We start from the raw sequence: 12,162 nt of genomic DNA, 5'->3' as shown, positions 1-12,162 counted from the left end.
CGCTCAGAACCTCCGCAAACTCGCCAAGCTCATCCCGCCGCCAGCAATCGCAACAGCCTGAGACGCTGCAGCCTCAACCCAGCACGGGGCGGTCAACGATCCGACGGCGGCCTTTTTCAACGAAATCGGCGCATCGACGACAATGGCGCCGAGTCCGAAGTATGGTTTGCTGGGTTCGCGGAACACGATAGGGCGGCACACATGCGAGAGCCGGACTTTGAGGGCGATGGCTGGTGCCTAGACGACGGCGAGGAGCTCCATCGGGAGGCGCCGAGTAAGTTTTGGATACCCAGCGCTGACGAGCGTGAACGGCTTCAACCTGGTGACCACGCCAAACTGATCTTCCGCATCAGCATCGACAATGATGAGGCTCCGGTAGATACCCAACTTTTCTAGCCATACGCGAACCACCATCCCGCCGGTCGTACAACTCTCAACAAAAACGACCGCTTTTGTGTGTCCGTGCTGCCGAGCCCGATTGCCTCCTGTTTTCGGGGGGATTTCTAACAAATGAGACAAAGTGACGCTAGATAGAAATGGCCTCAAAAACGGTCGTTTTTGTTGAGTGCGAACACAAGTTCGAATGCCGTTAAACACAGAGGTCGGTATGTTGTGTTTACGTGCGTGTGATTATTTATGCGCAGAGGTTGCCGTCCGTAACTTTGGCGCGCTGTCTTCGTTGAATGTTGCTGTCGCAGCCTGACTGCGCAGCTTCCAGACCCCCCATACAAACTGACGATTAGAGGGTGAGATGTTGAGACATCTTCGAAGCGGCGCGGCTGCGCTCGCCATCGTGACCGCGTGCGGGTTTCTCGTGTCCGGCTGCGACAAGAAATCCGGTGACGTGGCCGAGCAGGTCGAAAACTCCGCCGCGCTGGCCTCGCAGGCGCAAAAGCTGCTGCAGGACCTTCCCGTCGGAGAGCGCGAAGGTGTTCTGGCTGCGCAGGAGAAGCTTGCGGCGGATGAAAACGAACGCTTTGCGCGTCTGCTGGAGCGCTATCAGGGCGAACGCGATCTCCGCTATGTCGCGGGTTACATCGACGATGTGACCTCCGACGCCGAGAACGACAAGCGCCGTATCGCCGAGGCCGACGCGGACATCGAGCAGCGGCGAAAGTCCGGCGAGCCGAAGGAAGCCATCGAGTCCGCCATCAAGGGCAGAAGCTTCCAAAAGGCCGGGCACCTTCTGGCGCTCTCGCTTCGCCTCGACCTCTTGAAGAAGGCCATCGCGCTCGACCCGATCCTGTCCGAGGCGGTCAGGGCAAGGGCGGCGCATCCGCCCGCCGACAATGGAAGGAAGGAGGCGCTGTTCGACGTCGTGCAGCGGCTCGCCCTGATGCCGTGTCGGAACATGAAGGCGCAGGCGGGCGAAGCGGGACGGTTCTCGGCGCGGGGCATCGGGCTTGGCATGGGCCGCGAGCAGGCCTTGGCCGGGGTGTGCGCGTCGGAGACCTGCGCCAACCCTGCGCGGATTGGATGCGCGCCAGCTTGTCGGAGCTGGACCACGACCAAAGGCGTCTGCCGCCTTTGGAAACCTGCACTATGCAATCCGCGCATGGAGGCGTTTGGCCCCGAAGGCATCGCCTTTCTCTGCCGACCGACGCGGCGGTGTGACATCATTGGTCGATGACAGCTCCGATGCCGGAAGGCGAGACCCTTACGATCCCGCAGCCGTTAGGTCTGTTCGCTGGCGAAGTGCTTGGCGCGTGCAGCGCGGCCAGACCGGGCCTTTAGTATTCGGCGACTATGCGGCGGCGGTGCGCGCCGCCGAGACGCTCGCGCGGGCGGCTGCGAGCCGCGGCGACAAGGGCGCGGTACGGATCGTTCGTCCCGGCGAACGTCCGCCCGAGCTCCGGACCTTCGAGCCCGAATTCCGCGGAAGCCATCCGCGCGTGGGCTACCACCCGGAGCTGGACTGGCGAAACGGCGGCGCGGCGAGGCTCAGCTAGGGCCGGCCCGCCACGAGGCGTCCGTATGCGATCTGGCGAGGCTTGGGGGGCGGCCGCAGGCCAACGCCGCGGCCTCGGCGCTCAGGCTTCTGAAAGGCTACGCCCGCCCGCTGCCTTGCTCGCCAGGATCACGGCCCGCGGTGGCCCAGGCCATTGGAGGCATGATCTATTTTGAGGGAACCTTCTCGGTTCCCGGGGCGCCGCACTTGGCGAACTTCTTGGTCTTGATGTCGCGGCACTTGCCGGCGTCGGGCTTGGCGCTCTTGCAGAGCTCGGTCTTCACGAACTTGCCGCCGTCGCGGCACTTGCCGGCCGCATCGAGGGTCGGGGCGGCGACGGCCGCGCCGCCCAGGCTGGCGGCGGCGAGGGTGACGGCGAGAAAGTGCAGGGTCTTCATGGGAGGCTCCCGGTTGTGGTGGGCGAAGTGAGCCTGAAAAGTCGCCGCCCTTCAATCGCGAGCTTGGCCGGCCAGTGGGGGCTCCCCGAGGAGGTTCAGCCGCAGCGCCTTGGCCGCCGCGTGGGCGCGGTTGCGCGCCTTGAGCTTGGCGCAGGACTGGGCGACGTACTGATCGACCGTGCGCGCCGAGAGCCCCAGGGCGTTGGCGATCTGCGCCGAGGTGCGGCCTTCGCAGACCAGCTCCAGGCAAGCGGCCTGGCGCGGGCTGAGGCGCCTAGCCATCGCCGTCCGCCTCTGGCGCCCCGACCGGAGGCGTTGCGGCCTCGTCGGCCGGGCCGGCCAGCCAGGCCTGCGCGAGCGCGCGCCGCTGGCGAGCGAGGGCGGCCAGGCCGTCATAGGCGCGGCTATAGGCGTCGATCAGGGTGACGACGTCGAGCTGCGGCAGGGTCTCGGGCTCGGCGGCGTCGAAGCGTTGCAGCGCCAGGGCGTTGATCAGCAGCGGCTTGTGGTCGGCGCAGCGTTCGGCCAGGCCCGGCTCGCCGAAATAGATCTGCGCCACCAGACCGAACGGATCGCTGTTGGTCACCTGGGCGAACCGGAACAGCCGCTCGAGCCGGATTTCGCCGCCGCCGGCCTCGAAACGCTCATACGCGCTGAGCGACATGCCCATGGCGCGGGCGGTCTGCTTCACCGCCAGACCGCGCCGCCGGCGGATCGCCCTTAGGGCCTCGCCCAGCAGGCGGCCTTGCCGGACGCGATTGGGAAATGGCGGGAACATGTACGCGCGGTCACTGGTCGATCGGATAAAACCCCTGCGAGAGCCGGTGTCGAGCTCCCGCCTAGCGGTAGCAGGATGGCGCGGGCGGACCGCAATGATCAACGGCCAAAATCGGGGGCCAAGCCCCCCAAGGGCGAGGGGCGGCCCGTCGATTTGCGAAGGGCCGGGCGTTGATCGACGCCTTCGGCGGAAAGCCCGCTTTTCGACCGGGGCGGCCCGTTGCAGGGTCGGGAGCGCCTGTTTGAGGGGTGGCGAGAGGTTCGAACTCGATGGACAAGACCCGATGTCGCGTCGCAATCCCTTCGGCGCGACCCTGAACCTGCTGCGCGGGCGGCTGGCCGACGGCGACTATGCGCCGGGCGCGCCGCTGGTGATCGGCGATCTCGCCCAGGAGCTGGCGGTCAGCACCACCCCGGTGCGCGAGGCTCTGGCCTGGCTGGCCGGAGAGCGCAGCATCGAGGAGCGCCGCGGGCTCGGCTTCAGCGCCTGGCGCGCCGAGCCGGGCGACCTCGTCGCGCTCTATGACCTGCATGAGGCCTATCTGCAGCTCGCGTTGGCCAGCCTCGGGGCCCGGCGCGACGGCGCGCCGGAACCGGACGCCGCGGCCGGGGCGGCGGTGGGGACCGTGCGGCGCACCGCGCGCCTCTTCCGCCAGATCGTCCTCGCCTCGGGCAGCGCGCCGCTGCTGCAGGTCCACGGGGCCCTGACCGTGCGGCTCGGCCGGGCCCGGCTCGCCGAGGTCGAGGCGCTGAGCGACGTGGCGGGCGAGCTCGACCATCTGGACCAGACGCCGTGGAACGCGCCGGCCCTCGCCGCCGCGGTCGCGGACTATCATCGCCGCCGTCGCGCGCGCGCCTTGGCGATCGTCTCAGCCATGGCGGCGTCGCAGATATATTAGAGAATATTCGAATATGGTTTGAGTGTATTCGGCGACGGGGTCTCCCTCAGGTGGTCACGATCGGTGACGTCATGAAGGAGAGCGCCATGCGCAATCTTCGCAAAATCTACGGCCTGACGGGGATCGTCCTCGGCGACGCCAAGCGCCTGACCAAGGGCTATCCCGACGGTGAGTATATCGAGCTCGCCGGCGACCGTTACGACGAAGTCTGAGCGATCGCGCGCCCGGCGCCGGCTCGCCGGCGTCGGGCGGCTTGTCCTGGCTTGCGGATCCCGCCATGCGCCTCGTCCTCGCCGCCCATTGCCACGCCGTGGAGATCCAGGGCGACCTCGTCCTGCTCGATGCGCGAGGCGGAACCTATCTGTGCCTGGCCGGCCGGACCCTCGCGACCCTGCCGTCCGACCGCGCGGCCGTGGACCGGTTGCGCGCCGCCGGTCTGGTCGAACAGGGGACGGGGACAGACCGCCCGCCGGCGTGCGGCGCGCCGCGGGCGGCGTGCGATCTCCCGGACGGGCCGGTCACGCCGATGGGCCCAGGCGTGCTGCTGGACCTGATCATCGCCTATGGCCAGGCCTCCTGGGCTTTCGCCTGGGGGCGCTTTGCGCAGATCGTGCGGCCGCAGGGCGCGGACGCGGCCTTGGAGGATCGCGAGGCGCTGCTGGCCGATGTGCGCTTCTTCCTGCGCTGGCTGCCGTGGCTGCCCTTCCAGGGGCGTTGCCTGAAGCGGAGCTTCCTGCTGCGCAGCTTTCTGGTCTGGCGCGGGCGCGCCGCGCCGACCTGGGTGTTCGGCGTCGCCACCTATCCGTTCGCGGCCCATTGCTGGCTGCAGTGGGGCGACTGCGTGCTCGACGAGCGGGTCGGGCGCTTGGCGCGCTACGCTCCGATCCTGGTCGTCGACTGATGGCCGACTACGTCCTGCTGCATTGGGATCCTGACGGCGAGCCGCCGCACCGGGTCGGCTGGGTGCGGCGGGCGATCGAGGCCGCGGCCGGCTGGCGCCTGGCGCGCGACGAGCCGGGACGGCTGCTGGCGCTTTCCACGCCCGGCGAGCTTCCCGTCCTGCGTCTGAGCGCGGGCGCGGTGCTGATCGGCGAGGCCTGGCCGCGGGACGACGTCGACCACGCGCAGGTCGAGGCGCGGCCCGGCGGATTCGAGGCGCAGTGCCGCTGGCTCGTCGAAACCCATTGGGGGGCCTATGTGCTGGTCGAGGCGCCGCGTCGGGGGCGCGCGGCGATGTTCCGCGCCCCGCTGGGCGGGCTGGAGGCGGTGGTCCTTGAGGCCGGTGGCGTCCAGGCGCTCGCCTCGAGCGCGCCCGACTGGCTGCTGATCGGCCTGGCGCCGGCCCTCGCCCTCGACTGGCGCGCGGTGCAGAGGCAGCTCGTCCGACCGGGCGCGGTAGCGGTCACCCTGGGCCTGCACGGCGCCGAGGCGCTGGTCCCGGGGACCTTGCGGACGGCGTCGGGGGCGGCCGTGCGCCTGTGGTCGGCGGCCCAAGCCGCACGCCGGGCGCCGGGCGAGGCGTCGCTGTGCGATCTTGCCCGGGACTGCGTCGCCCGTCAGGTCGAGGGCCGGCGCGTGCTGGTCGAGCTCTCCGGCGGCTTCGATTCGGCGGTGGTGGCCTGGGCGCTCGGCCAGGCCGGCGGCGCGCGCGAGCGGCGGCTGCTCAACTACCACACCGACGAGCCGGAGGGCGACGAGCGCGGCTTTGCGCGGGCGGCGGCGCAGGCCGCGGGCTTGCCGCTGATCGAGCGGCGCAAGCCGGATTTCACGTTCGACCCGCGCGACCTGGCCGACGTCGCCTCGGGATGGCGGCCGGGGATCTGGGGCCTGGACGGCGCCTATGACGCCGATGTCGCCGGTGAGTGCGCGCGCCTCGGCGCGGACCTGCTGCTCACCGGCAAGGGCGGCGACACCGTCTTCTACCAGATGCCCAGCCCCCTGATCGGCGCCGACCACCTGCGCCGCCGCGGGCTCGCCGGCCTCTTCGACCCCACGCTCGCCGACCTCGCCGCCTGGACCCGTCGCTCGGTCTGGTCGCTGCTGCGCGCCGCGCTCGCGCCTCGCCGCGAGCGGCCGGCGCCCTGGATGGACGAGGCCGCCGGCCTGCCGCCCGGCAAGGTCCTGCAGGTGCGCGGCCTCGTCGAGACCCTGGCCTTCGCCGGCCCCTCGCGGCGGGCCGCAGTGGCGGCCTTCAGTCATCCGCTGCTCGCCCAGCCGATCGTCGAGCACTGCCTGGCGCGCTCGAGCGTGGAGCTCACCCAGGGTCGGCGCGACCGGGCCTATGCCCGAGCCGCGTTTGCGGGACGGCTGCCGCCGCAGATCGCCGAGCGCTACGGCAAGGGCGACGCCACCGCCCATTTCGGGCGTGCGGTGGCCTCGCGCCTGGATGTCTTCCGCGACTACCTGCTGGAGGGCCTGCTGGTGGAACACCGGGTGCTCGACCGGCGGCGGCTCGAGTCGATGCTGACCGCCGAGCATCTCATCTGGTCGGGCGGCGCCGGCCAGCTGCTGCACGCCGCCGCGCTCGAAGCCTGGACGCGGGCCTGGAGCCGGCGGCTGCGGGGCCTGGGCTAGCGGCGGGCGGCGGCAAGGTCGCCGCCAGCCAGGCGAACACCCGCTGGTACATGTCGCGCACATTGCCCGGGCTGGTGACCACGTGCCCCTCGCCCCAATAGGTGACCAGGACCGCGGGCTTGCCTTGCCGATAGAGCGCCGAGAACAGGCTCTGGGCCTGGCCGAGCGCAATGGAGTCCTGGTCGCCCTGGATCAGCAGCATCGGCGTCTGGATCGCCGCGGCGTGGCTGAGCGGGCTGTTGCGCGCATAGCGCTCGGGCGCGGTCCAGGGCGGGCCGTCCATGCCGGCGTTCTGCTCGACCCAGCCCTGGCCCCAGTTGATCGAAGGGCCGAGCTGGGGGCTGACCGCGAAGTCCGGCGGGATGGCCCCCCAGTGGCTCGTCAGGTCCGAGATCCCGGCCGAGGCGATGATCGACCTAAATCGCCCCGTCTGGGTCGCCAGCGCCATGGCCGCATAGCCGCCGAAGCTGTGGCCCCAGACCGCCAGGCGCTCCGGATCGGCGTAGCCGTCGCCGATCGCCAGGTCGACGGCGGCCAGGACCTGGTCGGCGAGGCCGTCCATCGGCTCGCGCCCGCGCGGCCGCGGCAGGCTCGGGACCAGCACCGCATAGCCCTGGGCGGCGAGCAGCTGCGGGTTGGTGTAGAAGGTGAGGGCGCCGGGCGCATACTTGGCCGGCGGCCGGTCATAGACCGCGCCCGGATAAGGGATCACCACCATCGCCAGCCGCGTCCCCGGCCGCCAGGCCGGCGGCAGATAGAGCCAGTGCGGCGGCTGGCCGGCGGGGCCCTGAAGGCGCCGCACCTGGGCGGGCGCGCGCGCGGCCAGCGGCGCGTTCAAGGTCAGGACCGGCGCGGGAGCCGCGTTCCCCGCCTGGACCCAGAGCTGCGAGACCCCGTGCGCATCACGGGTCAGATAGGCGGCCGCGGTCTCGCCCACGGCCAGGAGCTGCGCCTGCGGCGGGGCCGGGCTGAGGCGCAGGCCGCCGGGGCCGATCCGGGCCAGGCGCTCGGGCCGGCCCGCGGCGGGGGCGGCGGGCTGGGCGGCCGCCCAGTCGCGGTCGCCCGCGGAGAGGCGCAGCCGCAGCGACGGCTCGGGCGGCTCGGCGAGCGTCCAGGCCCCCGGCGGGGCGTCCCGCGCCAGATCACCGGCCGACGAGAGCGACCAGACCTCGCCGGCGGCCGCCAGGCGCGCGCCGCGGCGCGTGCTGGAGACCAGCCGGATCGGCGACGGCAGGGCGGCGGTCAGGTTGCGCGGGGCGGCGTCCAACACGAACCAGTCGTCCCGCGCCGCGCCGGGCCGGCGGCCCAGCAGCAACGGGCGGGCGGCGAGCCATCCGGCCTGGACGCTCACCGTGCCGTCGGCGGCGAGCGAAACCGCGGGCGTCACGTCGCCGGCCGGCAGGGGCCGGGCCGGGCGCGCGCCGTCGATGCGGCGCAGCCGGCCCGCCGTCCAGGCCTGGCCCGGGGCGCGGGCGTAGATCAGCAGCGAGGCCCGCGCCGGCGACCAGGCGAGCAGGCCCGGCAGCACGTCGCAGGCCGGGCAGGGCGCGGCCAGGGCGCCGCTGGCCAGGTCGAGCACCTGCAGGGCGTGACGCTGCAGGGTTTCGCCGCCGCGGAGCGGGCGGTCCGGCGGCGGCGCGACGAGCTCGCCGGCGCTCAGCAGGGCGAGGTAGCGGCCGTCGGGGGAGAGCTCCAGGTCGACGAAGGGGCCGCGCGCCAGCACGCGCTCGGTTCCGCGCCGCACGTCGAGACTGACGAGCTCGCTGGGCGGCGGGCCGGGGCGCAGGCTCGCGAAGGCGCCGGACCCGGCGACGCTGACGGCGGCCTCGCCGCGATCGGCGGCCCGCCAGAGCTCCGGGAGCTCGGCCATGGCGCTCCAGCCGAGGCGCAGCCGGGTCGGCAAGTCCTCGCCCGGAAGCCGGATCGCGATCAGCTCGTCGGGCGAGCGCCACTGGGCGGTGCGGCCGAGCACCGAATAGTCCGGGGTCCCGGCGAGCCAGCGCACGCGATCGCTGGCGAGGTCGAAAATCCCCGCCTGCCAGCGTCCGGGGGAAAGACGGTAGACGACCATCCTCGCGCCGTCCGGAGAGACCGGCCCGGCCAGGAGACCGTGCGCCCCGTCCAGCAGCGGCGCGGCCGGGCCGGGCGCGGCCAGGTCCACCCGGTAGAGCCGGCTCGTCGCCCAGCGGCCGTAATAATCGCCCTGGAAGCTCCCGGCCTCGGCATAGGGGGCGCGCGCCTCGGCGACCAACCAGCGCCCGCGCGGGTCGATGGTCACCGCGCCGAGGTCCTCCAGCTGGAGCAGATCATCGACGCTCAGCAAGGCCGCCGAGGCCGAGGAGGCGGCCGCCATCAGGCAGGCGGCCGCGATGCGCAGCAGCGAGCGCATGGACGTCTCCTATCGAGGGGTTGCTACCAGACCTTGGCGAGAGTCAGGCTGATCACCCGGCCGAGCGGGCCGGCGTTGGCGGCGTCGAACCCCACCCCCTGCGGGCTGTCGTAGAACGGCGGGTCGGCGTCGAAGAGATTGCGCACGCTGAGACTGAGGCTGAGCCCGTTCAGCGGGCCGGCGCCGGCGGCGGAGACCCAGCGGCCCTGCAGGTCGAGGCTTGTCCAGGGCGCGACGCGGCCGCCGGCCCCGTCGTCATAGCCGTCGACATAGTTGAGCGTGAGGCCCGCGCCCCAGGCGCCGCGCCGCCAGTCGAGACTGGCGCGGGCCCGCAGGTCGACCGGCTCGCCGGCCCGGTCGAGGGTGGACACCGCCGCCGAGACCGGCGTCAGGGTCTGCTCGAAGGCGGTGATCCAGGTGGCGCTGAGCGCGGCGGTGAAACGGTCCTGGCCGCGGTCGAACCGGTAGACGCCGCTAAGGTCGAGGCCGCTGACGTGGGTGGCGGCGGTGTTGACGTAGCGGGCGTCGATGATCGCGCCATAGGCCTGCGCCGGGAAGGCGCCCGGAAAGGCGAAGCTCGGATCGCCGATCAGGGCCGCGACCTCGGCGAGATCGGCCGCCGACGTCGGATCGACGAACCGCACGAACGGCGCGAAGGCCGGGTCGGTGAGGGCGGTGTTGACGTGTTCGAGCGCCGGGCGGCCGATCCGCTGCTTGAACTGCGTGTCGAACCAGTTGAGCTCCAGGCGCAGGCCCGGCCAGCGGCTCGGCGCATAGTCGAGCCCCGCCGACCAGGAGGTCGCGGTCTCCGGCTCGAGGTCGCGGTTGCCGCCATAGCGGATCACCGAGAGCGTGCGGGCGGTCCCGCGCTGCAGAAAGCTCGCCCCGATGCTGCCGGCCTCGGTGACCTCGACCAGGGTCGGGGCGCGGAAGCTCGCGCCATAGCTCGCCCGCAGGCTGAGATCCTCGGTCGGCTTCCAGATCAGGCCAAGCTTCGGGTCGGCCGCGGCGCCGACGTCGTCGTAGCGCTCCACCCGACCGGCCAGGGACAGCTCCAGCCGCCGCAGCAGCGGCCGGGCGTTCGCCTCGCCGACCAGCGGGAGGCGCAGCTCGGCGAAGGCGGCGGCGACCTCGCGCTGCGACGGCGGCTTGCCGGCGGCGCGCGGCGTGAGCGTCGAGGTGAAGGCCAGCGACTTCTGGTCGAACGTCTCCTTGCGCCATTGCAGGCCGACGGCGAGCCGGGCCGGGCCGCCCGGGGCGGCGAACAGCGTCCCGTCGGCCTGGAGCGAGACCGTCGCCACCCGGCTGCGGTTGGTCGTTTGCGTGAAGCCCGAGCCGATGAAGTCCAGCACCGCGCGGCTGTTGGCGGCGCCCGCGCCATAGGGATTGAAATAGCCGTCGCGGGCGGGGCTGTAGGCGGTGGCCGGATCGTCGGGGGTCGTGCCCAGCGCCTCGTTCAGGAAACGGGTGTTGAGCGTGTTGCTGTAGCGCCGCGTCCCGACCTCCTGGGCGAAGGCGCCATAGGCCGCCAGGCGCCAGTCGCCGGCCAGCTCGGCCGTGGCGCCGAGACTGGATCCGAGGCTCTCGGCGTAGCCGGCGCTGATCACCGGCCCGAGGTCCGCGCCATAGCCGTAGGCGATCTGCTGGGCGGCCAGGCCCGGCAGCGCCACATAGTGCGGGTTGTTGGGGCGGATGGTCAGCACGCCGGTGGCCGGCAGGCTGCGAAAACGAAAGTCTCGTCGCGTGTAGCGGACGTCGGCCTCGATCTCGAGGGTCGGGGTCAGCGACTGGGCGACATAGCCATAGAGGCTGTCGCGCCGGTCCTGCGGCAGCAGGTCGACGTCGCGGCGCGGGTTCTCGAGATTGACCGCGCCAGCCGCGAACTGGGCCGCGGTCGTGGCCGCCGCCGCGGCGCCGGGGCGAATGGCGTAGATCGGGACATAGGTCGAGGTGGCCGCGTCCAGCCGCACGACGTTGCCGGGCGCGCCATAGAGGATCCGCCGGTCCTGGCCGCCGAACGCCCGCAGGTCCGCCGAGGCGGCGAAGTCGCGCGCCGCCGCGGGCAGCGCCTCGCGGCGGTAGCGCTCATAGGCGATCAGGGCCCGGCCGCTCGACCAGGTCCGGCCGAAGGCCTGGGACGCCTGGGTCTCCTGCGCTTCCCCGCCCGAGGCGATCCCGTAGCGCAGGCGGGTCTCGGCGCCGTCGAAATCCTTGCGCAGGCGGATATTGACCACCCCGCCCACCGCGTCCGACCCATAGAGGGCCGAGGCGCCGTCGAGCAGCACCTCGACCCGCTCGACCGCCACCATCGGAATGGCCGACAGGTCCGCGAAGTCGCCCTTGGAGCCGGTCCCGGCCATGCGCCGGCCGTTGACCAGGACGAGGGTGGCGTCGCTGCCCAGGCCGCGCAGATTGACCCCGCTGGCCGCCAGGCTGTTGGTGCCCAGGCCGTCGGCGCCGGCGAGCAGGCTGGTCGGGGTGCCGCCGCCGCCGAAATTCTGCGGCAGGCTGGCCAGGCTCTCGTCGAGGGTCGCAAAGCCCCGCCGCGCCAGCTCGCCGGCGTCCAGCACCACCACCGCCGAGGGGCCGTCCTTCACCCCGCGCAGGTGGCTGCCGGTGACCACCACCTCGGCGATCTCGCCCGCGGCGCCCTCGGTCCTGGCCGCTTCGTCTTCCCCGCCCTCGTCCTGGCCGCTCTCCGACCCGGCGTCGGGCCCGGCCTGCAGCGCGATCGGCGCCGTCGGGAGCTCGGCCGCCGAGCGCGGCGCGCCGGCCGGGCGCAGCACGATCGAGCCGCGCGCGGTCCGGTCCACCACCAGCTGGCTGCCGGCGATCAGCCGGCGGAGGGCCTCGTCGGGATCGAGGCGGCCTTTCAGCGCCGGGGCGCGCAGGCCCTTCACCGTCCCGGCGGCGTAGAGCAGGGGGCGGCCGCTCTGGCGCGAGTAGTGCTCCAGGGCCTTGTCGAGCGGGCCGGCGGCGATGTCGAAGGCGACCGGCGCCTCGGCGGCGTGCGCGGTCTGGGGCGCGGCGGCGAGCAGGGCGAGAACGGCGAGCGGCGCGGCCGCGGGACTGTGGAACATGGACTCCCTCACGATTGGGGTCTCGTCCGGAGCAGCGCCGGCGAGACGTTGTGAGGGATAGACACCCGAGGGGGCGGGCGACCCTGACGGCTGCGGA

At 72.5% G+C, this 12,162-nt stretch carries 12 protein-coding genes; 7 read left to right on the top strand and 5 right to left on the bottom strand.

Annotated features, from left to right (window positions below; translation table 11 throughout):
* From ACE3T2_RS20055 to ACE3T2_RS20045, 3 genes are all read left to right on the top strand, one after another.
* A partial coding sequence (locus tag ACE3T2_RS20055) for a hypothetical protein (protein WP_374660654.1) occupies positions 1 to 396 on the top strand: 396 nt, incomplete at its 5' end.
* A gap of 355 nt (positions 397 to 751) precedes the next feature.
* Positions 752 to 1,630, top strand: a complete 879-nt coding sequence (locus tag ACE3T2_RS20050; RefSeq protein ID WP_374660652.1) for a hypothetical protein — start codon at positions 752 to 754, stop codon at positions 1,628 to 1,630.
* 76 nt (positions 1,631 to 1,706) lie between these two features.
* Positions 1,707 to 1,949: a hypothetical protein gene (locus tag ACE3T2_RS20045; RefSeq protein WP_374660650.1), complete on the top strand. Its 243-nt coding sequence runs from the start codon at positions 1,707 to 1,709 to the stop codon at positions 1,947 to 1,949.
* A gap of 166 nt (positions 1,950 to 2,115) precedes the next feature.
* Here ACE3T2_RS20045 and ACE3T2_RS20040 read toward each other — a convergent pair whose 3' ends face one another.
* The 3 genes from ACE3T2_RS20040 to ACE3T2_RS20030 are packed head-to-tail and all read right to left on the bottom strand — an operon-like array spanning position 2,116 to position 3,124.
* Positions 2,116 to 2,346, bottom strand: a complete 231-nt coding sequence (locus ACE3T2_RS20040; RefSeq protein ID WP_374660648.1) for a hypothetical protein — start codon at positions 2,344 to 2,346, stop codon at positions 2,116 to 2,118.
* A gap of 51 nt (positions 2,347 to 2,397) precedes the next feature.
* Positions 2,398 to 2,628, bottom strand: a complete 231-nt coding sequence (locus tag ACE3T2_RS20035) for a LuxR C-terminal-related transcriptional regulator (protein ID WP_374660646.1) — start codon at positions 2,626 to 2,628, stop codon at positions 2,398 to 2,400.
* Entirely contained in the window at positions 2,621 to 3,124 is a 504-nt protein-coding gene (locus tag ACE3T2_RS20030; RefSeq protein ID WP_374660644.1) for a helix-turn-helix domain-containing protein, read from the bottom strand. Before ACE3T2_RS20030 ends, ACE3T2_RS20035 begins: the two co-directional genes overlap by 8 nt.
* 283 nt (positions 3,125 to 3,407) lie before the next feature.
* Between ACE3T2_RS20030 and ACE3T2_RS20025 the strand changes: the two genes are divergently transcribed.
* From ACE3T2_RS20025 to ACE3T2_RS20010, 4 genes are all read left to right on the top strand, one after another.
* Positions 3,408 to 4,022 carry a GntR family transcriptional regulator gene (locus ACE3T2_RS20025; RefSeq protein WP_374660642.1) on the top strand — a complete coding sequence of 205 codons (615 nt, stop codon included), beginning with the start codon at positions 3,408 to 3,410 and terminating at the stop codon, positions 4,020 to 4,022.
* An 86-nt stretch (positions 4,023 to 4,108) separates the two neighbouring features.
* Positions 4,109 to 4,234, top strand: coding sequence for a hypothetical protein (locus ACE3T2_RS20020; protein WP_374660640.1), 126 nt, complete (start codon positions 4,109 to 4,111; stop codon positions 4,232 to 4,234).
* 65 nt (positions 4,235 to 4,299) lie between these two features.
* On the top strand, positions 4,300 to 4,923 hold the full coding sequence (locus tag ACE3T2_RS20015; protein ID WP_374660638.1) for a lasso peptide biosynthesis B2 protein: 624 nt from the start codon (positions 4,300 to 4,302) through the stop codon (positions 4,921 to 4,923).
* On the top strand, positions 4,923 to 6,596 hold the full coding sequence (locus tag ACE3T2_RS20010) for an asparagine synthase-related protein (protein ID WP_374660636.1): 1,674 nt from the start codon (positions 4,923 to 4,925) through the stop codon (positions 6,594 to 6,596). Before ACE3T2_RS20015 ends, ACE3T2_RS20010 begins: the two co-directional genes overlap by 1 nt.
* Here ACE3T2_RS20010 and ACE3T2_RS20005 read toward each other — a convergent pair.
* Together ACE3T2_RS20005 and ACE3T2_RS20000 are read right to left on the bottom strand one after the other, a co-directional pair.
* Positions 6,502 to 8,985 (bottom strand): alpha/beta hydrolase family protein, encoded by a 2,484-nt coding sequence (locus ACE3T2_RS20005; RefSeq protein WP_374660634.1) that lies wholly within the window; start codon positions 8,983 to 8,985, stop codon positions 6,502 to 6,504. The two genes, ACE3T2_RS20010 and ACE3T2_RS20005, sit on opposite strands and share 95 nt — an antisense overlap.
* A gap of 23 nt (positions 8,986 to 9,008) precedes the next feature.
* On the bottom strand, positions 9,009 to 12,065 hold the full coding sequence (locus ACE3T2_RS20000) for a TonB-dependent receptor domain-containing protein (protein WP_374660632.1): 3,057 nt from the start codon (positions 12,063 to 12,065) through the stop codon (positions 9,009 to 9,011).
* Between the last annotated feature and the right edge of the window lie 97 nt (positions 12,066 to 12,162).

The organism is Phenylobacterium sp., from assembly GCF_041919955.1.
In the GTDB taxonomy this organism is placed as follows: Bacteria; Pseudomonadota; Alphaproteobacteria; order Caulobacterales; family Caulobacteraceae; genus Phenylobacterium.
This window is presented reverse-complemented; position numbering and strand designations above follow the sequence as displayed.

Coding starts and splice junctions, on each gene's coding strand:
- ACE3T2_RS20050 (WP_374660652.1), top strand. CDS start 752: ATGTTGAGACATCTTCGAAGCGGCGCGGCTGCGCTCGCCATCGTGACC.
- ACE3T2_RS20040 (WP_374660648.1), bottom strand. CDS start 2,346: ATGAAGACCCTGCACTTTCTCGCCGTCACCCTCGCCGCCGCCAGCCTG.
- ACE3T2_RS20035 (WP_374660646.1), bottom strand. CDS start 2,628: ATGGCTAGGCGCCTCAGCCCGCGCCAGGCCGCTTGCCTGGAGCTGGTC.
- ACE3T2_RS20030 (WP_374660644.1), bottom strand. CDS start 3,124: ATGTTCCCGCCATTTCCCAATCGCGTCCGGCAAGGCCGCCTGCTGGGC.
- ACE3T2_RS20025 (WP_374660642.1), top strand. CDS start 3,408: ATGTCGCGTCGCAATCCCTTCGGCGCGACCCTGAACCTGCTGCGCGGG.
- ACE3T2_RS20020 (WP_374660640.1), top strand. CDS start 4,109: ATGCGCAATCTTCGCAAAATCTACGGCCTGACGGGGATCGTCCTCGGC.
- ACE3T2_RS20015 (WP_374660638.1), top strand. CDS start 4,300: ATGCGCCTCGTCCTCGCCGCCCATTGCCACGCCGTGGAGATCCAGGGC.
- ACE3T2_RS20010 (WP_374660636.1), top strand. CDS start 4,923: ATGGCCGACTACGTCCTGCTGCATTGGGATCCTGACGGCGAGCCGCCG.
- ACE3T2_RS20005 (WP_374660634.1), bottom strand. CDS start 8,985: ATGCGCTCGCTGCTGCGCATCGCGGCCGCCTGCCTGATGGCGGCCGCC.
- ACE3T2_RS20000 (WP_374660632.1), bottom strand. CDS start 12,065: ATGTTCCACAGTCCCGCGGCCGCGCCGCTCGCCGTTCTCGCCCTGCTC.